The sequence below is a fragment of the Paraburkholderia sp. MM5496-R1 genome, assembly GCF_050436205.1.
In the GTDB taxonomy this organism is placed as follows: domain Bacteria; phylum Pseudomonadota; class Gammaproteobacteria; order Burkholderiales; family Burkholderiaceae; genus Paraburkholderia; species Paraburkholderia tuberum.
On the sequence record NZ_JBNDLT010000002.1, the window covers coordinates 1544014 to 1567972 of the forward strand.

At 65.4% G+C, this 23959-nt stretch carries 23 protein-coding genes; 9 read left to right on the forward strand and 14 right to left on the reverse strand.

The genetic code is table 11. The features are described from left to right. Positions 1–95: 95 nt before the first annotated feature. From OKW38_RS14060 to OKW38_RS14115, 12 genes are all read right to left on the reverse strand, one after another. On the reverse strand, positions 96–707 hold the full coding sequence (locus OKW38_RS14060; protein ID WP_429336026.1) for a DUF4126 domain-containing protein: 612 nt from the start codon (positions 705–707) through the stop codon (positions 96–98). A 232-nt stretch (positions 708–939) separates the two neighbouring features. Beyond that, positions 940–1260 carry a quaternary ammonium compound efflux SMR transporter SugE gene (gene sugE, locus OKW38_RS14065; RefSeq protein WP_429361965.1) on the reverse strand — a complete coding sequence of 107 codons (321 nt, stop codon included), beginning with the start codon at positions 1258–1260 and terminating at the stop codon, positions 940–942. A gap of 102 nt (positions 1261–1362) precedes the next feature. Beyond that, positions 1363–2061 carry a two-component system response regulator KdpE gene (gene kdpE / locus OKW38_RS14070; RefSeq protein WP_176109149.1) on the reverse strand — a complete coding sequence of 233 codons (699 nt, stop codon included), beginning with the start codon at positions 2059–2061 and terminating at the stop codon, positions 1363–1365. Further along, positions 2054–4942 (reverse strand): DUF4118 domain-containing protein, encoded by a 2889-nt coding sequence (locus OKW38_RS14075; protein ID WP_429361967.1) that lies wholly within the window; start codon positions 4940–4942, stop codon positions 2054–2056. The genes kdpE and OKW38_RS14075 overlap by 8 nt, the downstream gene beginning before the upstream one ends. A 152-nt stretch (positions 4943–5094) precedes the next feature. Continuing rightward, on the reverse strand, positions 5095–5673 hold the full coding sequence (gene kdpC, locus OKW38_RS14080; RefSeq protein WP_429361969.1) for a potassium-transporting ATPase subunit KdpC: 579 nt from the start codon (positions 5671–5673) through the stop codon (positions 5095–5097). Positions 5674–5712: 39 nt separating this feature from the next. Continuing rightward, a complete protein-coding gene (gene kdpB, locus OKW38_RS14085; RefSeq protein WP_429361970.1) occupies positions 5713–7824 on the reverse strand; it encodes a potassium-transporting ATPase subunit KdpB in 2112 nt (703 codons plus the stop codon). A gap of 92 nt (positions 7825–7916) precedes the next feature. Beyond that, entirely contained in the window at positions 7917–9722 is a 1806-nt protein-coding gene (kdpA, locus tag OKW38_RS14090; RefSeq protein WP_429361972.1) for a potassium-transporting ATPase subunit KdpA, read from the reverse strand. Further along, the gene (gene kdpF, locus OKW38_RS14095) at positions 9719–9811 is read right to left on the reverse strand and encodes a K(+)-transporting ATPase subunit F (RefSeq protein ID WP_013088901.1); all 93 of its coding nucleotides are present in this window, start codon (positions 9809–9811) and stop codon (positions 9719–9721) included. The genes kdpA and kdpF overlap by 4 nt, the downstream gene beginning before the upstream one ends. Then, a complete protein-coding gene (locus OKW38_RS14100) occupies positions 9811–9921 on the reverse strand; it encodes a hypothetical protein (protein ID WP_018419977.1) in 111 nt (36 codons plus the stop codon). The genes kdpF and OKW38_RS14100 overlap by 1 nt, the downstream gene beginning before the upstream one ends. Positions 9922–10102: 181 nt before the next feature. Further along, positions 10103–11077, reverse strand: coding sequence for a quinone oxidoreductase family protein (locus OKW38_RS14105; protein ID WP_429363763.1), 975 nt, complete (start codon positions 11075–11077; stop codon positions 10103–10105). Between the two features lie 53 nt (positions 11078–11130). Further along, entirely contained in the window at positions 11131–11520 is a 390-nt protein-coding gene (locus tag OKW38_RS14110; protein WP_013088898.1) for a methylglyoxal synthase, read from the reverse strand. Positions 11521–11621: 101 nt separating this feature from the next. Then, positions 11622–12401: an SDR family oxidoreductase gene (locus OKW38_RS14115; RefSeq protein WP_429361974.1), complete on the reverse strand. Its 780-nt coding sequence runs from the start codon at positions 12399–12401 to the stop codon at positions 11622–11624. Positions 12402–12616: 215 nt separating this feature from the next. Between OKW38_RS14115 and upp the strand changes: the two genes are divergently transcribed. The 9 genes from upp to rng all read left to right on the forward strand — a co-directional run bounded on the left by upp (position 12617) and on the right by rng (position 21286). Further along, entirely contained in the window at positions 12617–13267 is a 651-nt protein-coding gene (gene upp, locus OKW38_RS14120) for a uracil phosphoribosyltransferase (protein ID WP_026225693.1), read from the forward strand. Between the two features lie 596 nt (positions 13268–13863). Next, positions 13864–14592, forward strand: a complete 729-nt coding sequence (locus OKW38_RS14125; RefSeq protein ID WP_018419973.1) for a YebC/PmpR family DNA-binding transcriptional regulator — start codon at positions 13864–13866, stop codon at positions 14590–14592. A gap of 104 nt (positions 14593–14696) precedes the next feature. Continuing rightward, complete coding sequence (purD, locus tag OKW38_RS14130) at positions 14697–15980, forward strand: phosphoribosylamine--glycine ligase (protein ID WP_184059377.1); 1284 nt, start codon at positions 14697–14699, stop codon at positions 15978–15980. Positions 15981–16272: 292 nt separating this feature from the next. Continuing rightward, positions 16273–17196 carry an oxygen-dependent coproporphyrinogen oxidase gene (gene hemF, locus OKW38_RS14135; protein WP_429361975.1) on the forward strand — a complete coding sequence of 308 codons (924 nt, stop codon included), beginning with the start codon at positions 16273–16275 and terminating at the stop codon, positions 17194–17196. A gap of 43 nt (positions 17197–17239) precedes the next feature. Beyond that, the gene (locus OKW38_RS14140) at positions 17240–17962 is read left to right on the forward strand and encodes a nicotinate-nucleotide adenylyltransferase (protein WP_221307877.1); all 723 of its coding nucleotides are present in this window, start codon (positions 17240–17242) and stop codon (positions 17960–17962) included. Positions 17963–17966: 4 nt separating this feature from the next. Beyond that, the gene (gene rsfS, locus OKW38_RS14145) at positions 17967–18416 is read left to right on the forward strand and encodes a ribosome silencing factor (protein ID WP_187610991.1); all 450 of its coding nucleotides are present in this window, start codon (positions 17967–17969) and stop codon (positions 18414–18416) included. 36 nt (positions 18417–18452) lie between these two features. Beyond that, complete coding sequence (gene rlmH / locus OKW38_RS14150; protein WP_008919684.1) at positions 18453–18923, forward strand: 23S rRNA (pseudouridine(1915)-N(3))-methyltransferase RlmH; 471 nt, start codon at positions 18453–18455, stop codon at positions 18921–18923. Between the two features lie 254 nt (positions 18924–19177). After that, positions 19178–19807: a Maf family protein gene (locus OKW38_RS14155; RefSeq protein ID WP_429336019.1), complete on the forward strand. Its 630-nt coding sequence runs from the start codon at positions 19178–19180 to the stop codon at positions 19805–19807. A 9-nt stretch (positions 19808–19816) separates the two neighbouring features. Beyond that, complete coding sequence (rng, locus tag OKW38_RS14160) at positions 19817–21286, forward strand: ribonuclease G (RefSeq protein ID WP_090803712.1); 1470 nt, start codon at positions 19817–19819, stop codon at positions 21284–21286. An 865-nt stretch (positions 21287–22151) separates the two neighbouring features. Here rng and OKW38_RS14165 read toward each other — a convergent pair. Beyond that, the gene (locus OKW38_RS14165) at positions 22152–22583 is read right to left on the reverse strand and encodes a PAS domain-containing protein (protein ID WP_429361976.1); all 432 of its coding nucleotides are present in this window, start codon (positions 22581–22583) and stop codon (positions 22152–22154) included. A gap of 102 nt (positions 22584–22685) precedes the next feature. Continuing rightward, complete coding sequence (gene frc / locus OKW38_RS14170; RefSeq protein WP_429361977.1) at positions 22686–23936, reverse strand: formyl-CoA transferase; 1251 nt, start codon at positions 23934–23936, stop codon at positions 22686–22688. Positions 23937–23959: the final 23 nt, after the last annotated feature.

A 23959-nucleotide genomic window follows, 5' to 3' on the forward strand; every position in this document is an offset into this window, starting at 1 on the left:
GGCCTGGCGCAATAGATCGATGCCGCCAAGCCGCCGCGCCGGTCTCGTGTCGGCGCGCGTTCTTGAACCCGCCTTGGATCCTGGTAGTGCTTCGCTCAATCGTGCCTGCTCCTCGCAAATCGCGACACCATGTGCGTGGCCATGCCGCGAAAACCGCCCTGCACGCCACGCCACAATCGCGGCAATGCCCACGCCGCGAGCAGCAGGAAGCCTACCATCAAGACCAGAAACACGAGCGGCACGAACAGCGCAAGCAGCACGCCGCCGACCACGAGGCCGTCCTCGGCGGTCGACGTGACGACGTTCGACACCGGCTCCGGCGACAGGTTGATCAGCGCGCGCGTGCCCGCCTTCGCGAGATGCGCGGTGCCGGCGAGCGTGCCGCCCGCGAGCGCGGCAACGCTCAGCAGCGTCGGATCGGCGTGGCCGAGCGCGCCGGCGGCCAGCACGGCGCCGGCCGGAATGCGGATGAAGGTGTGGATCGCATCCCACAGCGAATCGAACGCGGGGATCTTGTCGGCGAAGAATTCGGCCAGCGTCAGCACAGCCGCCGCACCGATCACCCATGGCGATGACAGCGCGGACAATGTGTTCGGCAAGTGAATCAGGCCAAGACGTTCGAACACGCCGGCCAGGAGGACCGTCAGATAGAGGCGCAGACCGCTGCCCCATGAAAGGCCCGCTGCAAGTGAAAGTGATTCAAGCATGGCCGCCTCCGCGCGCTCAGTGCGTGCCAGGCGCCGCGGCGGGAACGAGCGGGCGTTCCGCGCCGAAGCCATCAGGCTCGCCAAGCTGGCCGCGCCAGCCAGGCCGCGGGCAATCTCAAGGTCGTTTCTGTCTCATTATAGCTACGATAATTCGCAGAACGTAGAGCCGCGAAGCCTTCGCTGTGGCTTGCAGGCAATGGCGGCCGCGCCCCGAGCGGACGTGGCCGCCCGGTCAGTGCCCCGACGACAGCTTCAGCCCGACGAGGCCGATCACGATCAGCGACGCACTGGCGACGCGCGCTACCGTCAACGCCTCGCCCATCATCACGACGCCGAAGATGAACGCGCCGACCGCGCCGATCCCTGTCCAAACAGCATAGGCTGTGCCGAGCGGCAACTGGCGCATCGCGAGCGCGAGCAGCACGAAGCTGCCGAGCGCGGTCACGACCGTGAAGACGGACGGCCACACGCGGGTGAAACCTTCGGAAGTTTTGAGACCGGCCGCCCACGCGACTTCGAGCAGACCGGCAATCAGGAGAAGAAACCAGGACATCGACACAGCTCCATGAAAAATGGGGCCGTCCCCGATGATTGATGCAGGCGCAAGGTCGTCCTTACGTCGGGAGATTATAACGAAGCGGCATCGCGGACGAACTCACACCGCACCCACCAGCCGGTACCCGACGCCCGTCTCCGTGACGATATGCTCCGGCTGCGCCGGATCGCGCTCGAGCTTGCCGCGCAGATGCGCCATGTAGATGCGCAGATAGTGGTGACTCTCGACGTGCGACGGCCCCCACACGTCGCGCAGCAACTGCCGGTGCGTGAGGACGCGGCCCGCATGGCGCACGAGGGTCGCGAGCAGCCGGTATTCGATCGGCGTCAGATGGACCGCGGCGCCGTCGCGCGTAACCTGGCGCAGCGCGAGGTCGACGGTGACCGCACCGAAACGCACCTGCGGCGATTCGTTCGCGCCGCCGTGATTGCGCCGCCGCAGATGCGCGCGGATCCGCGCAAGCAACTCGGACACGCCGAACGGCTTGGTCAGGTAATCGTCGGCGCCGGCGTCGAGCGCGGCGACCTTTTCGCTTTCCTGGGTACGCGCCGACAGCACGATCACCGGCAGCTCGCTCCAGCCGCGCAGCTCGCGGATCACGTCGAGGCCGTCGGTGTCGGGCAGGCCCAGATCGACGATCACGAGATCGGGCTTGCGCGTCGCCGCTTCGACGAGCCCCTGCTTGCCGGTCTCGGCGTCGTACACGGCGATGCCCTCGCCTTCGAGCGCCGTGCGCACGAAGCGGCGAATCTGCTTCTCGTCTTCGATCAGAACGACGGTGATACTCAGGTCACTCATGGGCGGGGCGGGTGAGCGGGTTGAGGTCGGCGGCGGTGTCGGTGGCTGCGCCTTCGTCTTCGAGCGTATCAAACGTCTCGGGTGCGTCGGGCGGCGTCTTGACCGGCAGCGTGAACCAGAAGCGCGCGCCCTCGACGTGGCCATCCGTGGCCATCCGGTTGAGCGCGCCGATTGTACCGCCGTGCGCCTCGACGATCGCGCGGCAGATCGCGAGCCCAAGGCCGATGCCTGGTTTCGCCGACTCCTTCTCGCCGCGCGTGAACTTCTCGAACACGCGCGCTTCCATGCCGGCGGGCAGGCCGGGGCCGTTGTCGTCGATCGTGATGCGCACGAACGGCGTGCCGTCCGCGTCGATCTGCTGCGCGCCGATCGCGAGCGGCGTGCCGGACGCCGTGTATTTGGCCGCGTTCTCGAACAGGTTCGAGAACAGGCGCTCCATCAACACCGCGTCGAGATGCAGCAGCGGCAGATCGGCGGGCAGCGTAACCCGCACCGGATGATCCGCGAGCACACGCTTGCACGCGCGCAGCGCGGCGCCGACGGTCTCCTCGAGCAGCGTCCATTGCTGGTTCAGTTGCAGGCTGCCGGCCTGCAAGCGCGCCATGTCGAGCAGATTCGTGACGATGCCGGTCATGCGCAGCGCTTCTTCGTGGATTGCGTCGACGAGTTCGTCGTCACGCCGCGCGGCGGATTGCGCGTCGGTCCGCAAAGAAGCATTCACCTCGCCTTCTGTCCGCCCCTGTCCCGCCTGCCGCCCCTGCGCGAGCATCGACGAAAACCCGACGATCGTCGTCAGCGGCGTGCGCAGATCGTGCGAAATCGCCGACAGCAGCGAATTGCGCAGCCGCTCCGACTCCATGTTGACGAGCGCATCGCGCGCGATATCGACGTAGTGCACCCGTTCGAGAGCGAGCGCGATCTGCGCGGCGAACGCATCGAGCATGCGGCGCTGTTCGGGCACGGTCAGCTCGCGCTCGTCACGCACGACCACCGCGAGCACGCCGCGCGTGCGCATCGGCGCCTTCAGCGGCAGATACAGCGCCGCGGCGGCCGGCAGCGTATCGGTGCCGTGGCCGGCCGGCTTCTGCTGATCGTAGACCCACTGGCCGACGTCGAGATCGAGCGCGTCGCCTTCGAGCGTGATCGCCGCGTCGGGGTCCTCGATCTTCTGTTTGATCTGGTCGGCGCTGTCGGGCAGCAGGATCGCCACACGCGCGCCGAACACCTCGCTCACGTGCCGGGTGCCGATGCCGACGATCTGCTCGGTCGCGAGCGCCGCGGCGAGCTCGCGCGCCATCTCGTACATCGCGCCGGTGCGCTGCTCGCGGCGTCGCGCGACGCTCGCCTCGTGGCGCAGGCTCGAAGTCAGATGGCTGATCACGAGCGAGGTCAGCAGCATGCCGAAGAACGTCAGCAGGTATTGCGTGTCGGAGACCGACAGCGACATGCGCGGCGGTACGAAGAAGAAATCGAACGCGGCGACGCTCGCGAACGACAGCACGACACCCGGCCCGCGCCCGAGCTTCACCGCGGTGAAGATCACGCCGAGCAGATACAGCATCACGAGGTTGGTCAGATCGATGCGGACGATCAACCGGCTCGACAGCAACGTGATCGCCGCGCCGATCGCGAGCGCGAACGCGTACGCGCGCGGCGGCGAGCGACGCTCGCGGGCCGCGCTCAACGCCTCGCGCCACGCGTTCGCGGTCGTGTTCAACAGCCGCCGCTGCTCGCCGCCGTCGCGCTCCGACGACACGCGAATCAGCGTGAGATCGAGATCGCCGCTCTTCTCGGCGATGCGCTCGCCCAGCGGCCGGCGCAGCCAGCGGCTCGCGCCCGTGCGCGACGATGCGCCCGCCACCAGCTTCGATACGTTGCGCGCCTGCGCGTAACCGATCAGCGCGTCGAGCGCATCGCTGGCGGCGAGCGTCGCGGTTTCCGCGCCGAGCTCGGCGGCGAGCTTCAGCGCGTTCAGCGTGCGTTCGCGGCGCGCGTCGGGCAGGCGCTGCAACGCGGGCGTTTCGACATAGACCGCGAGCCAGTCGGCCCTCAGGCTCGCGGCGAGGCGCGCCGCCGAGCGCACCAGCGCCGGCGCCTCCGGACCGGGACCGACACACACCAGCAGCCGCTCGCGCGCCTGCCAGATACGCTGGATCGAACGATCGGCGCGGTACTCGCGCATCTGCGCGTCGACCCGATCGGCGGTGCGGCGCAGCGCGAGTTCGCGCAGCGCGATCAGGTTGCCCTTGCGAAAGAAGTTGCGCACCGCGCGCTCGGCCTGCTGCGCCATGTAGACCTTGCCGTCGCGCATGCGGTCGAGCAGTTCCTCGGCCGGCAGATCGACGAGCGTCACTTCGTCGGCATGATCGAACACGCGATCGGGCACGGTCTCCCACACCCGGATGCCGGTGATCTGGCCGACCACGTCGTTCAGGCTCTCCAGATGCTGCACGTTGACGGTCGTATAAACGTCGATGCCCGCGTCGAGCAGTTCGTAGACGTCCTGCCAGCGTTTCAGATGACGCGCGCCCTGCAGGTTCGAATGCGCGAGTTCGTCGACGAGGATCAGTTGCGGCTTGCGCGCGAGCGCGGCGTCGAGATCGAACTCGCCGAGCTTGCGGCCGCGATACTCGATCTGCGCGAGCGGCAGCACGTCGAGCCCCGCGAGCAACGCGGCGGTTTCGCTGCGTCCATGCGTTTCGGCGATGCCGACCAGCACGTCGACACCTTCTTGCTGGCGGCGGCTCGCGGCCTGCAGCATCGCATAGGTCTTGCCGACGCCGGCCGACGCGCCGAAGAAAACCTTCAGCCGGCCGCGCTGGCGTTTTTCTTCGTCGCGCTGCAGCTTGTCGAGCAGTTGGTCAGGATCGGGGCGGTTCATGCTCAGTGGTTTTGATAGTCGTGCGAGCGGCGGTGTCAGCATGGTGGCACGGCCCGCGCCGGCCCGCAAATGGCGGCGCGGCGCCACGCGAAACACCGCTGTTTCATCGATGAACCGCAATTGCGGCTGGTGCGTCGTCGATGCGTTCAGTGTCAGCCGCGCTTCATTTCATCGAGCGCGAGATTGAGCTTCAGCACATTCACGCGCGGCTCGCCGAGCACGCCGAACTGGCGCCCCGTCGTGTAGCGCTCGACGAGCGCCTGCACGTCGTTCGGCGCGAGGTGACGGGCCTGCGCGACCCGCTCGAGCTGATACGCGGCCGCGGCCGGACTGATCTCCGGATCGAGCCCGCTGCCCGACGACGTGACCAGATCGACCGGCACCGGCTTCGACATGTCGGTGCCCGCCGCCTTCAGCGCCGCGAGACGGCCCTTGATCTCGTCGAGCAGCGCGGGGTTGTTCGGCCCGAGGTTCGAGCCCCCCGAGCTTTGCGGGTTGTACGGCATCGGGCTCGTCGCCGACAGCCGGCCCCAGAAGTACTGGGGCGCGTCGAACTGCTGGCCGATCAGCTGTGAGCCGACCACCTTGCCGTTCTGCTCGATGAGGCTGCCGTTGGCCTGTTCGTGGAACACCGCCTGGCCGAACGCGGTCATCACGGCGGGATAGGCGAGTCCTGTGATCGCGGTCAGCACCGCGAAGATCACGATCAGCGGACGGAACAGATTTTTCATGATGGGTCTCTTTCCCTTTTCATCACATGGTCACTGCGCTCAAACCCAGCCGAACGCGGCGAGCACCATATCGATCAGCTTGATGCCGATGAACGGCACGACGATCCCGCCAAGGCCATAGATCAGCAGATTGCGGCGCAGCAGGATCGCAGCACCGAGAGCGCGATAGCGCACGCCCTTCAGCGCCAGCGGAATCAGCAGCACGATGATCAGCGCGTTGAAGATCACCGCCGACATGATTGCCGAGGTCGGCGTCGCCAGATGCATCACGTTCAGCGCGTTCAACGCCGGATACGTCGACGCGAACGCGGCCGGGATGATCGCGAAGTACTTGGCGAGGTCGTTGGCGATCGAGAATGTGGTCAACGACCCGCGCGTCATCAACATCTGCTTGCCGATCTCGACGATCTCGATCAGCTTGGTCGGATTCGAATCGAGGTCGACCATATTGCCGGCCTCTTTTGCCGCCTGCGTGCCGGTGTTCATCGCGACCGCGACGTCGGCCTGCGCGAGCGCGGGCGCGTCGTTGGTGCCGTCGCCGGTCATCGCGACCAGACGCCCTTCGGCCTGATGCGCGCGAATCGTCGCGAGCTTCGTTTCGGGTGTCGCCTCGGCAAGGAAGTCGTCGACGCCCGCTTCGGCCGCGATCGCGGCGGCGGTCAGGCGGTTGTCGCCTGTCACCATCACGGTCTTGATGCCCATCTTGCGCAGCTCGGCGAAGCGCTCCTTGATGCCGCCCTTCACGACGTCCTTCAACTCGATCACGCCGAGCACGCGCGCGCCCTGCTCGCCTTTCTCGGCGACCACCAGCGGTGTGCTGCCGCGCCGCGCGACATCGGCGACCGCGTTGCTGACTTCATTCGGGAAACGGCCGCCGTTCGCTTCGACATAGTGCTTGACCGCATCGGCCGCGCCCTTGCGGATTTCACGGCCATGAGTCCCGTAGGGAGTCCCTTGCGCAGACAGATCGACGCCGCTCATGCGGGTCTGCGCCGTGAACGCGAGAAACACCGCATGCAGCGAGGCCATATCGCGCTGACGGATATTGAAGCGCTGCTTCGCGAGCACGACGATGCTGCGGCCTTCCGGCGTTTCGTCGGCGAGCGACGACAGCTGCGCGGCATCGGCAAGCGCCTCTTCGGTCAGACCCGGCGCCGGCAGAAACTGCGACGCCTGGCGGTTGCCGAGCGTGATCGTGCCGGTCTTGTCGAGCAGCAGCACGTCGACGTCGCCGGCCGCTTCGACGGCACGGCCCGAGGTCGCGATCACGTTCGCCTGCATCATGCGGCTCATCCCGGCCACGCCGATCGCCGACAACAGGCCGCCGATCGTCGTCGGGATCAGACACACGAGCAGCGCGGCGAGCGCGGTGATCGTCACCACGTGGCCCGCTTTCGCGGCTTCGACGGAGAACATCGAGAACGGCAGCAGCGTCGCGGTGGCGAGCAGCATCACGATGGTCAGCGCGACGAGCAGGATGGTGAGCGCGATTTCGTTCGGCGTCTTCTGACGCTTCGCGCCTTCGACCATCGCGATCATGCGGTCGAGGAACGCCTCGCCCGGGTTGGCCGTGACGCGCACGACGATCCAGTCCGACAGCACCCGCGTGCCGCCCGTCACCGACGAAAAGTCGCCGCCCGACTCGCGGATCACCGGCGCCGATTCACCGGTGATCGCCGATTCGTCGACCGAAGCGACGCCCTCGATTACTTCGCCGTCGGCCGGGATCACGTCGCCGGTCTCGACCAGCACGACGTCGCCACGGCGCAGATCGGTCGCGGTCGTGATGCGGATCGGCGACTTCGGATGCGGCTCGTTGAGCTTCTTCGCCATCACGTCTCTCTTCGCGCTGCGCAGCGACGCGGCCTGCGCTTTCGAGCGGCCTTCGGCGAGCGCCTCCGCGAAGTTCGCGAACAGCACCGTGAACCACAGCCATAGCGTGACCGCGAGGATGAAGCCCGCGGGCGCCTCGGCCTGACCGCCGAGCGCGGCGATCCACAGAATGGTCGTCAGGATGCTGCCGACGTACACGCAGAACATCACCGGGTTGCGAAACTGCGTGCGCGGCGTGAGCTTTTTAAAGGAGTCCACGATCGCCGGGCGCAGCAGCGCCGGGTCGAACATGGACCGGGTAGCGTTATGTTCAGTCATTGAATCCTCGAATGTCCGTGGGCGCTTGCAGGCTTGCGGCGTGCAAGCGCCTGTTCGGTCGTTGGCTCGCTGCCGTGGGTCACTGCCGTGGGTCACTGCACGCCGATCATCATCAGATGCTCGACGCCGGGACCGAGCGCGAGCGCCGGGACGTAGGTCAGCGCGCCGACCAGCAGCACCGTGCCGAGCAGCAGCACGACGAACAGCGGTCCGTGCGTCGGCAGCGTGCCGCCGGTGACGGCGATGCGCTTCTTCGCGGCGAGCGAACCGGCGATCGCGAGCACCGGCACGATCGTGCCGAAGCGGCCGAACCACATCGCGATCGCGGTGAGCCAGTTGTAGAACGGCGTATTCACCGTGAGACCCGCGAACGCGCTACCGTTGTTGTTCGCTGCCGAGCTGAACGCATAGAGGATCTCGGAGAAGCCGTGTGCGCCGGGGTTTGCGATGCCGGCCTTGCCCGCCGCGCTGAGCACCGCGATCGAGGTACCCACCAGCACGAGCAGCGGCGTGAGCAGCACGACGATCGACACCATCTTCATCTCGTAGGCCTCGATCTTCTTGCCGACATATTCAGGAGTACGCCCGATCATCAGTCCCGCGACGAACACCGCGAGCAGCGCGAACACGAGCATCCCGTACATGCCGGAACCGACACCGCCGAAGATCACTTCGCCGAGCTGGATCAGCAGCATCGGATACAGGCCGCCGAGCGGCGTCAACGAATCGTGCATGTTGTCGACCGCGCCGCACGAAGCCGCCGTCGTCGCGACCGTGAAGATGCCCGACTGCGCGATGCCGAAGCGCGTTTCCTTGCCCTCCGCATTGCCGCCCGCCTGCAGCGCGTTCGCCGACTGGTCGATGTTGAACGCCGTGAACGCGGGATTGCCGCTCTGCTCGGCACTGATCTCGCCGAACACGCAAACGCCGAACGCGATCGTCATCGCCGCGAGCACCGCGACGCCCTGCCGGCGATCGCCGATCACGCGGCCGAACACGAGCGCGAGCGCCGCCGGGATGATCAGGATCGAGATGATCTGCACGAAGTTCGAGAACGGCGTCGGGTTTTCGTACGGATGCGCTGAGTTGCCGTTGAAGAAGCCGCCGCCGTTGGTGCCGAGCATCTTGATCGCTTCCTGCGACGCGACCGGGCCCATCGCGATGGTCTGCGTCTTCACGGGCGTGTCGAGCGTCACCGGATCGCCCTTCGCGTCCTTCACCGGATTGCCTTGCGCGTCGAGCTTCGGCGCGGCGTAGGTGGTGGTCTGCAGCGTCGGCACCTCCTGATATGCCTTGAAGTTCTGGATCACGCCCTGACTCATCAGCAGTGCGGCGATGATCGCCGCCATCGGCAGCAGGACGTACATCGTCACGCGCGTGATGTCGACCCAGAAGTTGCCGATCGTCTTCGCCGTATGACGCGCGAAGCCGCGCATCAACGCGAACACGACGACGATGCCGGTTGCCGCCGACAGGAAGTTCTGCACGGTCAGGCCGAGCATCTGCGTCAGATAGCCGACGGTCTGCTCGGGCGTGTAGTCCTGCCAGTTGGTGTTGGTCACGAAGCTGACCGCGGTGTTGAAGGCGCTGTCGACCGACATCGCGCCGAACTGCTGCGGATTGCCGGGCAGCCACCCTTGCACGCGCAGCAGCACGTACAGGAACGCCGCGCCGAGCACGTTGAACGCGAGCGTGGCGACCGCGTAGTGCCTCCAGCCCATTTCCGCCGCTGGATCGACGCCCGCGATACGGTAAAGCAGCCGTTCGAGCGGCGCGCCGAAGCGCACCACGCGCGAACTGCCGTCCATCACGGCGCCGAGATAGCTCGCCATCGGCACCGCCGCGGCCAGTAGCACGACAATGAAAAGACTCGCTTGCAGGACATCGTTCGTGTTCATTCAATGTCCTCCGCGCGCAGCAGCGCATACACGAGATAGACGAACAGCAGCGCGGTGGACGCGCCGGCCAGCCACAGCATCCAGGTCATCAGCGCGCTCCTTGTCCGCGGCGCAACTGCATCAGCTTCTCGCAGCCGCCAATCAGCCCAAAGGTCAGCAAGGCAAACAGCGCCAGGCCCCCGACATACAGCACATCCATTCTCGTTCTCCATTCACGGACTTTGGATGGATAGAACGGTATGCCGATCGGCCTAAAGGGCTGGTCAAAGATCGCGGGGTACGCGTAAAAATCGCGTAAACGGACAAGGCCGTTTCATCTCGCGATGAAACGGCCCTGATGGATGACGTGTAGCGCAGCCCGAGGCCGCGCTGCCACTTCTTTACGGCAGCAGGATCGTCGACCCCGTCGTGCGGCGCCCTTCGAGGTCCGCATGTGCCTGCCCGACGTCCGGCAGCGCATAGCGCTGATTGATGCTGGTCTTGACCTTGCCCGAGCTCAGCACGTCGAACAGCTCGGCCGACATCGCCTCGTAGTCGCTGCGTTTCGCCATATAAGTGAAGAGCGTCGGTCGTGTAAAGAACAGCGAGCCGCGTCCCGCGAATTCCGACGAATCGATCGGCGGCAGCGGCCCCGACGCGTTGCCGAAGCTCACGAACAGGCCGAGCGGCGCGAGACAGTCGAGCGATTTTTCGAAGGTGTCCTTGCCGATCGAATCGTAGACGACCGGCACGCCCGCGCCGTTGGTGATCTCGCGTACGCGCTTCGTGAAGTTCTCGCGCGTATAGACGATCGCGTGATCGCAGCCGTGCGCTTTCGCGATCTTGGCTTTCTCGTCGGAACCGACCGTGCCGATCACCGTCGCGCCGAGCGCCTTCGCCCACTGGCACACGAGCAGGCCGACGCCGCCCGCTGCGGCCTGAATGAGGATCGTGTCACCGGCCTTCACGCGATACGTGCGGCGCAGCAGATATTGCGCAGTCAAGCCTTGCAGCATCGCCGACGCGGCCTGCTCGTCGCTGATCGCATCGGGCAGCTTGACGACCTGCGCGGCCTGCAGCACGCGCTCCTGCGCATACGCGCCGGGCGGCCGCGCGACATACCCGACGCGATCGCCGACCTTCAGACCGGTCACGCCCGGGCCCACCGCGCTGACCTCGCCGGCCGCTTCCATGCCGAGCCCGCCCGGCAGCGGCAGCGGATACAGACCGGTGCGGAAATACACGTCGATGTAATTGAGGCCGACCGCCGTCTGGCGAATGCGGATCTCGCCCGCGCCGGGCTCGCCCACCTCGACGTCGACCCATTTCATGACTTCGGGGCCGCCGGTTTTGTCGAAACGGATTGCCTTGACCATCACGTCTCCTTCATCTGTCATCTGTATGGATGCGGGTGCGGCGACGCGCGCGCTCACGCCTCGCCGGACAGGCGCAGCGTCAGCACGTCGAGCACCATGCGGGCGGTCGAAATGTTCGTCGCGCACGGAATGTTGTGCACGTCGCACGCGCGCACTAGCGCGTTGATGTCCGGCTCGTGCGGCTGCGGCGTCATCGGGTCGCGCAGGAAAATCACCATGTCGACGCGCCCTTCGGCGAGTTGCGCGCCGATCTGCAGGTCGCCGCCGTGCGGGCCCGACAGCATGCGCTCGACCGTCAGGCCGTGCGCGTCGCTGATGCGTCCGCCGGTCGTGCCGGTTGCGACGATCTCGCAGCGCGCGAGCGTGTCGACGTATTCGCCGGCCAGTTTGACGATGTCGTCCTTCTTGTGATCGTGCGCGATCAGCGCAATGCGGGTGCTCATGACGTAAGACTCCTCAAACCCTTGTGACTATCGTTGTTGTGATGTGACGGGTGTCGTTCGCGCGCGGCGGCTCGGTACGTGCCTGCTCAGTACGTACCAGCTCAGTACGTACCGGGATAGGCGCCGCCGTCGATCAACCAGTTCTGCCCGGTGATGTAACCCGCGTGCGTGCTGCACAGGAACGCGCAGGCGCGGCCGAATTCTTCGCGATTACCGAAGCGGCCGGCGGGGATCGTCTTCATGCGCTGCTTGCGCGCTTCGTCGATGGAAATGTTGTGCGTCTTCGCCTGCGCCTCGAACGTGACCGCGATACGGTCGGTGTCGAACAGGCCCGGCAGCAGGTTGTTGATCGTCACGCCGGTCGGCGCGACCTTGCGCGCGAGCCCCGCGACGAAACCGGTCAGGCCGGAGCGCGCGCCGTTCGACAGACCGAGCACGTCGATCGGCGCCTTCACCGCCGAGCTCGTGATGTTGACGATGCGCCCGAAGCCGCGCGCGCTCATCGTGTCGATGGTCTGACGGATCAGCTCGATCGGCGTCAGCATGTTGGCTTCGAGCGCGCGGATCCAGTCCTCGTGCGTGAAGTTGCGGAAATCGCCCGGCGGCGGACCGCCCGCGTTGTTGACGAGAATGTCCGGCTGCGGGCAGGCCGCGAGCGCGGCCGCGCGCCCTTCAGGCGTGGTGATGTCGCATGCGACGGTCTTCACCTCGACGCCGCTCTGCTTGCGGATCGCCTCGGCGGTCGCTTCGAGCGTTTCGGCGGTGCGCGCGACGATCGTCAGGTCGACGCCCTCGGCGGCGAGCGCTTCCGCGCAGCCGCGTCCCAGACCTTTGCTCGCCGCGCAAACCAGCGCGCTGCGTCCTGCGATTCCCATGTCCATGTGTATGCCCTCTTTGCGAAGTTTCCCCAGATTCTAGAAGAATCGGTGCCGGACTGTGCCGCGTCGCTGCAATCTCAGGTATCGCCGGGCGGTACTCTTTCGGTAAACTGCGCGGTGGCGCACTTTTCCACCGTTCGTCCGACCTTCGAGCGCGGACTGAGCCAACTGATGAGCGCGCCGAACCGATCCACCTTGCCGCCGCGCGCGAACCCGCCATGACCCAGGACAGCCGTTTCCCCAATCTCTTCATCCTCGATCACCCGCTGATCCAGCACAAGCTGTCGCACATGCGCGACCGGGACACGTCGACGCGCACGTTCCGCGAACTGCTGCGCGAAATCACGCTGCTGATGGGCTACGAAATCACCCGCAACCTGCCAATGACCACGCGCCGCATCACCACGCCGCTCGTCGAGATCGACGCGCCGGTGATCGCCGGCAAGAAGCTCGCGATCGTGCCGGTGCTGCGCGCGGGCGTCGGCATGTCGGACGGCCTGCTTGAGCTGGTGCCGTCGGCGCGCGTCGGCCATATCGGCGTGTATCGCGCGGAGGATCATCGGCCGGTCGAATATCTGGTGCGGCTGCCGGACCTCGAAGACCGCGTGTTCATCCTCTGCGATCCGATGGTCGCGACCGGCTACTCGGCCGTGCACGCGGTCGATGTGCTCAAGCGCCGCAACGTGGCGGCCGAGAACATCATGTTCCTCGCGCTCGTCGCCGCGCCCGAGGGCGTGCAGGTGTTCCAGGACGCGCATCCGGACGTCAAGCTGTTCATCGCGTCGCTCGATTCGCATCTGAACGAGCATGCGTACATCGTGCCGGGCCTGGGCGACGCGGGCGACCGGTTGTTCGGTACGAAGAACTGACGCGCCGGGGGCCAGCGGGGGTGGCCTGGCGATGCCGCCGCCCCGGAACCGGCCCCGTTTTCGCCCGCATCCGGCCCTCCCGGCGACACATCCGCACCGCCTCCATTCATTTTCGCGTCGATTTCATTGCATTTGCAGCCGGTTTCGCGGCGCGGCCCCCTCTGCCGCACCCTCGCGGCATGATAAAATTCGAATCCGCTCGACGGAGCGGCTCGACCCGCACGATCACTCGCACCACCGCCTGCAATTTCGACTGGCGCCCCGCGCTTTCGCATCAGGTCATGCGGCGCCTGGCCGCGCAAGCTGCCCCGCTCCACCGCGCTGCCGCCCTGCGGCTGCGCCTGGCCGGCCGATCATGCACGAACCGGCACGAACGCCCACCGGCGGGCAAGCGCGGAACGACGCGCGGGAACGGCCAGGCTGAGATCGGCGGCACAGGTGGCCGCCTCGACGGGCCAACACGAGCGACAAGCACGAGCGGCCGGCAGCCTTTCACCTGACGGATTGACATCGAGGCGCAACACGCGAGGCGCCCGACATCGCAACGACAATTGCACTATGCGTGCGCCCCGCTGGCGCGCGCGACGGAGAAAAGTATGGCGGGTCATTCGAAATGGGCCAACATCAAGCATAAGAAAGCAGCGGCCGATGCCAAGCGCGGCAAGGTCTGGACGCGGCTCATCAAGGAAATCCAGGTTGCGGCCCGTCTGGGCGGCGGCGAAATCGACTCGAACCCGCGTCTGCGGCTCGCGGTCGACAAGGCGTACGACGCCAACATGCCGAAAGACAACATCAACCGCGCGATCCAGCGCGGTGTCGGCGGCGCGGACGGCGCGAACTACGAGGAAATCCGCTACGAAGGCTATGGCATCGGCGGCGCGGCGGTGATCGTCGACACGATGACCGACAACCGCACCCGCACGGTCGCGGAAGTGCGCCACGCGTTCTCGAAGAACGGCGGCAACATGGGCACCGACGGCTCGGTGTCGTTCATGTTCGATCACGTCGGCCAGTTCCTGTTCGCTCCCGGCACCGCCGAAGACGCGCTGATGGAAGCCGCGCTCGAAGCGGGCGCCGACGACGTCGTGACGAACGAGGACGGCAGTATCGAAGTGCTGTGCCCGCCGAACGATTTTTCGAAAGTGAAGGCTGCACTCGAAACGGCGGGCTTCAAGGCCGAACTGGCCGAAGTCACGATGAAGCCGCAGACCGAAGTCGAATTCACCGGCGACGATGCCGTGAAAATGCAGAAGCTGCTCGACGCGCTGGAAAATCTGGACGACGTGCAGGAAGTCTATACAAACGCGTCGATCGCCGGCGAGTGATGGCGCGCCGGGCTCTGGCATCGTTTGCCCTTGCTGTTGATGGTTTATTGCACGGCTGAGCACACCGCTCGGCCGTTTATGGTTTTCAAGTCTCGGGGATTCACATGAAGTTACTCGTCGTCGGTTCCGGCGGTCGCGAACATGCGCTGGCATGGAAGCTCGCGCAATCGCCGCGGGTCCAGCTCGTCTACGTCGCGCCGGGCAATGGCGGCACCGCTCAGGATGAGCGTCTGCTCAACCTCGACATCACCGAGCCGGCCGCGCTCGCTGATTTCGTCGAAAAAGAACAGATCGCGTTCACGCTGGTCGGGCCGGAAGCGCCGCTCGCGGCAGGCATCGTCAACCTGTTCCGCTCGCGCGGTCTGAAGATCTTCGGGCCGACCAAAGAGGCCGCCCAGCTCGAAAGCTCGAAAGATTTCGCCAAAGCGTTCATGAAGCGCCACGGCATCCCGACGGCCGAGTACGAAACCTTCGCCGACGTCGCCGCCGCGCACGCGTATCTGGACGCCAAGGGCGCGCCGATCGTGATCAAGGCCGACGGCCTCGCCGCCGGCAAGGGCGTGGTGGTCGCGCAAACGCTGCAAGAAGCGCACGCCGCGGTCGACATGATGCTGTCGGACAACAAGCTCGGCGACGCCGGCGCGCGCGTCGTGATCGAGGAGTTCCTCGCCGGCGAGGAAGCGAGCTTCATCGTGATGGTGGACGGCAAGCACGTGCTCGCGCTCGCGTCGAGCCAGGATCACAAGCGTCTGCTCGACGGCGACCAGGGCCCGAATACGGGCGGCATGGGCGCCTACTCGCCCGCGCCGATCGTCACGCCGCAACTGCATGCGCGCGTGATGCGCGAAATCATCCTGCCGACCGTGCGCGGCATGGAGAAGGAAGGTATCCGCTACACCGGCTTCCTGTACGCGGGCCTGATGATCGACGCGCAAGGCAACCCGAAGACGCTCGAATTCAACTGCCGGATGGGCGACCCCGAAACGCAGCCGATCATGGCGCGTCTGAAAGGCGACTATTCGAAGGTGGTGGAACACGCGATCGCCGGCACGCTCGACACCGTCGAGCTCGAATGGGACCGCCGCACCGCGCTCGGCGTCGTGCTCGCCGCGCACAACTACCCGGACACGCCGAGGAAGGGCGACCGCATCAACGGCATTCCCGCCGAAACCGCGGATTCAGTCACGTTCCACGCCGGCACCACGCTGACGGACGGCAAGCTGACCACCTCGGGCGGGCGGGTGCTGTGCGTCGTCGGTCTCGCGGATTCGGTGCGCACCGCGCAGGCGGCCGCGTACCACACGATCAACCAGATCGCGTTCGACGGCATGCAGTACCGCCGCGACATCGGCTATCGCGCGCTCAACCGCAAGCACGACGGCAAGTAAGCTTCGCTAGCGCTGGACGCCGTGCGGGCGGCGCACTGCCGGTGCCACAGGCGCCGCAGTGCGGGCACGTTACACGACGCGCGCTACACTGAATCTGTCCCGCTCGTCGCGGCAGACGGGCCCGGAGCCCGCGAATCGACTGAAGCGGCAAGCCGCCTCTGATGTTCGCCTCCGGCAACCAGGCAATCCGAACCAGCGGTCCAGGTTCGCAGACACCCGGCGCCAACGCGGCCATCGCTTTCTTTCGAAGAACCCGCGGCACGACGAGCGTGCCGCCCCAGCACCTGCATTCATGAGCAATTCGAGCTACGACGCACAAGCCGTGCGCAGCTGGCTGCAAGGCCTGCAATCGCATATCGCGGACACGCTCGGCGCCTTCGACGGCTCCGCGTTCGCTACCGACGCGTGGCAGCGCGCGCCCGGCGAGAGGCTGCGCGGCGGCGGCGTCACGCGGATTCTCGAAGGCGGCCAGTTCTTCGAGCGCGCCGGCATCGGCTTCTCGGACGTCGCGGGCGACGCGCTGCCGGGCTCGGCAAGCGCCGCGCGGCCGCAACTGGCCGGGCGCGGCTTCGAGGCGATGGGCGTGTCGCTCGTGCTGCATCCGCACAATCCGCACTGCCCGACCGTGCACATGAACGTGCGCCTGCTCATCGCGACGAGGGAAGGCGAAGAACCGGTGTTCTGGTTCGGCGGCGGCATGGACCTGACGCCCTACTACGGCTACGAAGAGGACGCCCGGCAGTTCCATCAGGTGTGTCGCGACGCGCTCGCGCCGTACGGCGCGGACCTGTACCCGCGCTTCAAGCGCTGGTGCGACGAGTACTTCTTCCTGAAGCACCGCAACGAGCCGCGCGGCATTGGCGGAATTTTCTTCGACGATTTCTCGGCGCCGGGCTTCGAGCAGTCGTTCGCGATGCTCAAAAGCGTCGGCGAAGGCTTTCTCGAGGCGTACCTGCCGATCATCGAGCGGCGCCGCGACACGCCGTACGGCGAAGCCGAGCGCGCGTTCCAGGCTTACCGGCGCGGCCGCTACGTCGAGTTCAATCTGGTCTTCGACCGTGGCACACTGTTTGGGCTGCAGAGCGGCGGACGCACCGAATCGATCTTGATGTCGATGCCGCCCGTGGCGAACTGGCGCTACGACTGGCAGCCCGAGCGGGGCACGCCGGAAGCGCGTTTGTACAGCGATTTCCTCGTGCCGCGCGAGTGGGTGTGACGCGCCACCTGTCTCGCTTACGGTCACGACAAAGGACCCTCACCTGAAGCCAAACGCTCACCCTGTCGCCCTGCCTCGCCGGATCGGTCTGCTGGGCGGCACTTTCGACCCGATCCACGACGGCCACCTCGCGCTTGCGCGGCGGTTCGCCGACGTGCTGCGGCTGACCGAACTGGTGCTGCTGCCGGCCGGCCAGCCGTGGCAGAAAGCCGACGTGTCGCCCGCCGAACATCGGCTCGCGATGACGCGCGCGGCGGCCGCGTCGCTCGCGATCCCCGGCGTGACGGTACGCGTCGCGACCGACGAAATCGAGCACGATGGCGCGACCTACACGGTCGAGACGCTGCAATGCTGGCGCGAGCGCGAAGGCGACGACGCATCGATCACCCTGCTGATCGGCGCGGATCAACTGGTGCATCTCGACACATGGCGCGACTGGCGGCGCCTGTTCGAGCTCGCGCATATCGGCGCGGCCACGCGGCCCGGCTTCGACCTCGCGTCGGTCGCCCCCGCGGTCGCCAAGGAAATCGCCGCGCGCCGTGCGCGCGCCGACGTGCTGCAGGCCACACCCTGCGGCCATCTGCTGATCGACACGACGCTCGCGTTCAACGTATCGGCCACCGACATTCGCGCGCATCTGCGCGAGCAGGTCAACCAGCGGCTCGCCCACGCGGGTGCGGGCGGCACAAGCCAGGATCGGGCCGCGAGTCACGTCCCCGCCGCGGTGTGGGACTATATTCTTCAACATCATCTGTACCACCGGTAACTCCATGGATATTCGCAAACTGCAACGCGTAATCGTTGACTCTCTCGAAGACGTCAAGGCGCAAGACATCAAAGTGTTCAACACCAGCCACCTGACCTCGCTGTTCGATCGCGTGATCGTCGCGAGCGGCACGTCGAACCGGCAAACCAAGGCGCTCGCGTCGAGCGTGCGCGAAGGCGTGAAGGAAGCCGGCGGCGAGATCATCAGCACCGAGGGCGAGGATATCGGCGAATGGGTGCTGGTCGATTGCGGCGACGCGATCGTGCACATCCTGCAGCCGGCGCTGCGCCAGTACTACAACCTCGAGGAAATCTGGGGCGACAAGCCGGTGCGCATTAAGCTGTCGACGCCGAATCCGTTCGGCGGCGCGCGCGCAAGCGAGCCCGACGACGAGGAAGACGAGGAAGCGCCGGCCGCGAAGCCCGCGCGCAAGACCACGGCGCGCCGCAAGTAAGCGGGCCGTGTCGGGCACAGTGCTACTGTCCTCGCGATGAAACTGCATATCCTCGCCGTCGGCCACAAGATGCCGGACTGGATCGCGACCGGCTTCGACGAATACGCGAAACGCATGCCGCCGGAGTTGCGCATCGAACTGCGCGAGATCAAACCGGAGCAGCGCTCGTCGGGCCGTTCGGCCGAAAGCGTGATGGCCGCCGAACGGCAGAAGATCGAAGCCGCGTTGCCGAAGAACGCACGCATCGTCGCGCTCGACGAACGCGGCAAGGACTGGACCACGATGCAGCTCGCGGGCGCGTTGCCGGGCTGGCAGCAAGACGGCCGCGACGTGGCCTTTCTGATCGGCGGCGCGGACGGGCTCGATCCCGAGCTGAAGGCGCGCGCCGATATGATGCTGCGCGTGTCGAGCCTCACGCTGCCGCACGCGATGGTGCGCGTGCTGCTGGCCGAACAGCTTTATCGGGCGTGGACCATCACGCAAAATCATCCGTATCATCGCGCGTAGGTGCTGGAGCCTCGCGCGGCGACGCCTGGCAACGATTTGTTGCTGCTGACGCGTCGCGGGTGCTCTGCTCCATACGCTTGAGCGTATTGCCGCCGCTTCGTGCGATGATGCGCCCGACGCGCTGTCCATCGATGCCGCTAGTGGATGCAGCGCATCGATCGGATCACCGGGTCAACCTCGCCCGCTCACTCTTCCACGCCCACCCGCGTTCACCACCCCGCGCCATCCGTTTCCCGCTCCATCGAGACCCGTTCATGCCCACGCCCTCCGCTTCGCTGCATCCGTTCGTCTACCTCGCCTCGCAAAGTCCGCGCCGCCAGGAGCTGCTGCAACAGCTCGGCGTGCGTTTCGAATTGCTGCTGCCGCGCCCCGATGAAGACGCCGAAGCGCTCGAAGCCGAACGGCCCGGCGAACACGCGCGCGACTACGTGCAGCGCGTGTGCATCGCGAAGGCGCAGGCGGCCCGCGCGCGGCTCCTCGACGGCGGTCACGAGGTGCGGCCGATACTCGTCGCCGACACCACCGTCACGATCGACGACGCGATTCTCGGCAAGCCCATCGATGCCGGCGATGCGGTCGCCATGCTCACACGTCTCGCGGGCCGCTCGCACGAAGTGCTGACCGCGCTCGCCGTGATCGATGCCAACGGCGCGCTGCTGCCCGCGGCGTTGTCGGTCTCGAAGGTGCGTTTTGCTGCAGTGCACGCAGACGCGTTGCGTCGCTACGCGGCGAGCGGTGAGCCGCTCGGCAAGGCGGGGGCGTATGGCGTGCAGGGACGCGCGGCGGAGTTTATCGAGCATATAGACGGGTCCTATTCGGGTATTATGGGTTTGCCGCTTTTTGAAACCGCTGCCCTCCTGCGTGCAGCGCGCATCGACTTCTAGAACAACACCATGAATGAAGAAATCCTGATCAATGTCACGCCGCAGGAAACGCGCGTCGCGCTCGTTCAACAGGGCGCCGTCCAGGAACTTCATGTCGAACGAACGCTGTCGCGCGGCCGCGTCGGCAATGTCTATCTCGGCAAGGTCGTGCGCGTGCTGCCCGGCATGCAATCGGCGTTCATCGACATCGGCCTCGAACGCGCCGCGTTTCTTCATGTCGCCGACATCTGGCATCCGCGCATCGCCGGCGAAGCGCAACATCAAACACCGCATCAGCCGATCGAAAAGATCGTCTTCGAAGGTCAGACGCTGATGGTGCAGGTCGTCAAGGACCCGATCGGCACCAAGGGCGCGCGGCTGTCCACGCAAGTGAGCATCGCCGGGCGCACGCTCGTGTATCTGCCGCAGGAGCCGCACATCGGCATCTCGCAGAAAATCGAAAGCGAAGCCGAGCGCGAGGCCGTGCGTGCGCGTCTGACCGCCGTGCTGCCCGCCGACGAGAAAGGCGGCTACATCGTGCGCACGATCGCCGAGGATGCGACGAGCGAAGAGCTTGCAGCCGACGTCGCGTATCTGCGCAAGACGTGGGCGACGATTCTGTCGCAGGCCCAGCGCATGCCGCCCACCAGCCTGCTCTACCAGGATCTGAATCTCGCGCAGCGCGTGCTGCGCGATTTCGTCAACGATGACACATCGCGCATCCAGGTCGATTCGCGCGAGACGCATCAGATGCTCGCCGATTTCGCGGCCGAGTTCACACCGGCGGTATCGTCGAAGCTGCACCACTACACCGGCGAGCGGCCGCTGTTCGATCTGTACAACATCGAGGCCGAGATTCAGCGCGCGCTATCGCGTCGCGTGGATCTGAAGTCGGGCGGCTACCTCGTGATCGACCAGACCGAGGCGATGACGACGATCGATGTGAACACCGGCGGCTACGTCGGCGCGCGCAACTTCGACGACACGATCTTCAAGACCAACCTCGAAGCCGCGCATACCATCGCGCGGCAACTGCGGCTAAGGAATCTTGGCGGCGTGATCATCATCGATTTCATCGATATGGAAAACGTCGAGCATCGCGACCAGGTGCTAGGCGAATTGAAGAAGGCGTTGTCGCGCGATCGCACGCGGGTGACCGTCAATGGCTTCTCGCAACTCGGGCTCGTCGAGATGACGCGCAAGCGTACGCGTGAGTCGCTCGCGCATGTGCTGTGCGAGCCTTGCCCGATTTGCCAGGGCAAGGGGCAAGTGAAGACTGCGCGCACGGTGTGCTATGACGTGTTGCGGGAGATTTTGCGCGAGTCGCGGCAGTTCAATCCGCGCGAGTTTCGCGTGGTCGCTTCGCAGCAGGTGATCGATCTGTTTCTCGAGGAAGAGTCGCAGCATCTGGCAATGCTGATCGATTTCATCGGCAAGCCGGTGTCGTTGCAGGTGGAGTCGAATTTGAGTCAGGAGCAGTACGACATTGTGTTGATGTAAACCTTTCTAGCCTTATCCAGAAAGGCTTTCCGTCCATAAATCGCGTCAAAGAAGGAAGCTGGTACCCATCTAGGTACCCATTTGGGCCTTGGTAGCGCGCTAAGTGACGCCTAATTACGTATCGGCCCGCCATGCTGCCGCCGCATCAACCCCGCGCTGAGGATGATCTCCGCCTCGCTTGTGGATATTCGGGCAGCGCTGCGGCACCTATGGTGAGCGCCATGCGCATTCACAACACGAACCGCATAGTCGCTGCGGTTTCGATGGCTGGTCATTCCCACTGCATTGTATTGTCTTTCTTGTGGAAATCGCCCATATCTGCATCTGCGTTTGATAAGCACACCTACTACAGGTGGCCGACCGATGGTGGCATCACGCCCGAGCAGGCGATGGCAATGCTATCGGTCATGCGAAGTGCGTTCGCGTCGTAGAAGTCATGCGCCGCTAGCAACGCGGCCGCCTCGACGGTCTCAGTTCGTCGGCCACTACCGGTCACTCGACGACATCCCCAAGATCGTCGACGATCCCCACGGACCCGGGACATCATCTCGGCTCATTCCTTTAGGGTGGAACGATTCTGACGCGCTGCGCCTGATCAGATCTACCTTGGCTCCGTTGCGTGCCGCACCTACGACGGCGTTCGTGCTGGCCGCGCGTACTGCGTCAGTGCATGCACGGGACGACCTCGATCTGGTCAGGCAATTATCCAATCCGATTGCGGCCCAGACTTTCTCTATGTCGCAAGGCTCGCCGGGACATCCTCGGACCGTGCTTACGCGCTTGCGCCGCTGGCTGCGGCAACGCCCGTCATCCCGGCTGCGATAGCGGTAGACGCGGAACGGGAGTGGCTCATTCACACGGCGTCTCACGCGCCTTGGGACGCCTCCAGCTCCGCAAGACGTTTGCGTAGCACGCGATCCTGCTGGAAGCGGGTGGTTTCGTCGCGGATCACTGCGACGATGCCGGTGAGTCCATTTTGCTGCGAATGCAGCAACGCGACTGTAAAGGCGATCGACATTGACCGTCCGTCTTTGTGCACAGCGGGGACGCGCAGCACATCATTGCCGTAACGCGTTTCGCCCGTTGCCATGGTCTTGTGATAGCCATCCCAATGGCGGCCGCGCATGCGTTCCGGAATGATCAGGTCCAGCGACTTTCCCAGCGCCTCGCTCTGCGTAAATCCGAACATGCGTTCGGCCGCGGGGTTCCAGAAAGTGATGCTGCCACCGGAATTGGAGATGATGATGGCGTCGCCGATTGCGTTGGCAAGTTGCTGGAAGTCGATGGCAGTTTGCACGGCGTTCCTCCAAAGCGAATGGGTATACTTAAATCGGATGCGGCGCCGTCAGGGGTACCGCATTTGCACGTCAGAAGCTGAAACTGCGCCTGCGTGACACCGTTAAACTGCTTTGATCTCGCGTAGATTGAAGATTTCCTGCTGGCTGTAGCCAAGGCCCGCCAGGACTTCGTCCGTATGTTCTCCGAGCAGCGGCGACGCGGTGACGTGCGGCTTCATGTCCGAGAACTTGATCGGGCTGCCGACGGTCAGATACGAGCCGCGTTTCTTGTGCGGCACCTCGACAATCGTGCCGCTCGCGCGCAACGACGGATCGTTGGCCAGTTCTTTCATCGTCAGCACCGGCGCGCACGGAATGTCGAACTTGCGCAAGATGTCGACCGCTTCGAATTTCGTCTTGTCGGCAAGCCACGCTTCGATCGTCTTGAAGATTTCGAAGATATGGGGCTGACGCGCTTCAGCGGTCTTGTAGGCTGGGTCATCGATCCACTCTGGCTTGCCGAGTGCTTTGCAGATCGGCTCCCATGCATGCCCCTGGATCGTGAAGTAGATGTAGGCGTTCGGGTCCGTCTCCCAGCCTTTGCACTTCAGCACCCAGCCCGGTTGACCGCCGCCACCCGCATTGCCGCCGCGTGGCACCACGTCGCTGAATTCGCCGTGCGGATATTGCGGATATTCCTCAAGATAGCCAACTCGCTCAAGCCGCTGCTGGTCACGCAATTTCACCCGGCACAGGTTCAGCACGCTGTCCTGCATCGACACCGCGACCTTCTGGCCCTTGCCGGTTTTGTCGCGGCCAAGCAGCGCGGTGAGAATGCCGATCGCCAGATGCATGCCGGTGTTGCTGTCGCCGAGCGCAGCGGCGCTAATGGTCGGCGGACCGTCCCAGAAGCCGGTGGTGGACGCCGCGCCGCCTGCGCATTGGGCGACGTTTTCGTAGACTTTCAGGTCATCGTAGTGATGGCCGTCGCTGAAGCCCTTCACCGAGGCGACGATCATCTTCGGATTGAGTTCATTCAGGCGCTCCCACGAAAAGCCCATCCGGTCCAACGCGCCCGGCCCAAAATTTTCGACCAGAACGTCGGACTCGCGGATCAGCTTTTCGAGCACCTCCTTGCCTTCGGCTTTTTTGGTGTCCAGCGTTAGCGACTTCTTATTGCTGTTGAGCATCGTGAAGTACAGCGCGTCGGCATCGGGAATGTCGCGCAGCTGGTTACGCGTCACATCGCCCGAACCCGGTCTTTCGACCTTGATCACATTGGCGCCGAACCAGGCGAGCAACTGCGTGCACGCGGGACCGGCTTGAACGTGGGTGAAGTCGATGATCTTGATCCCTTCGAGAGGTTTGGTCATTTGGGTATCTCCTGAGTTAGCCT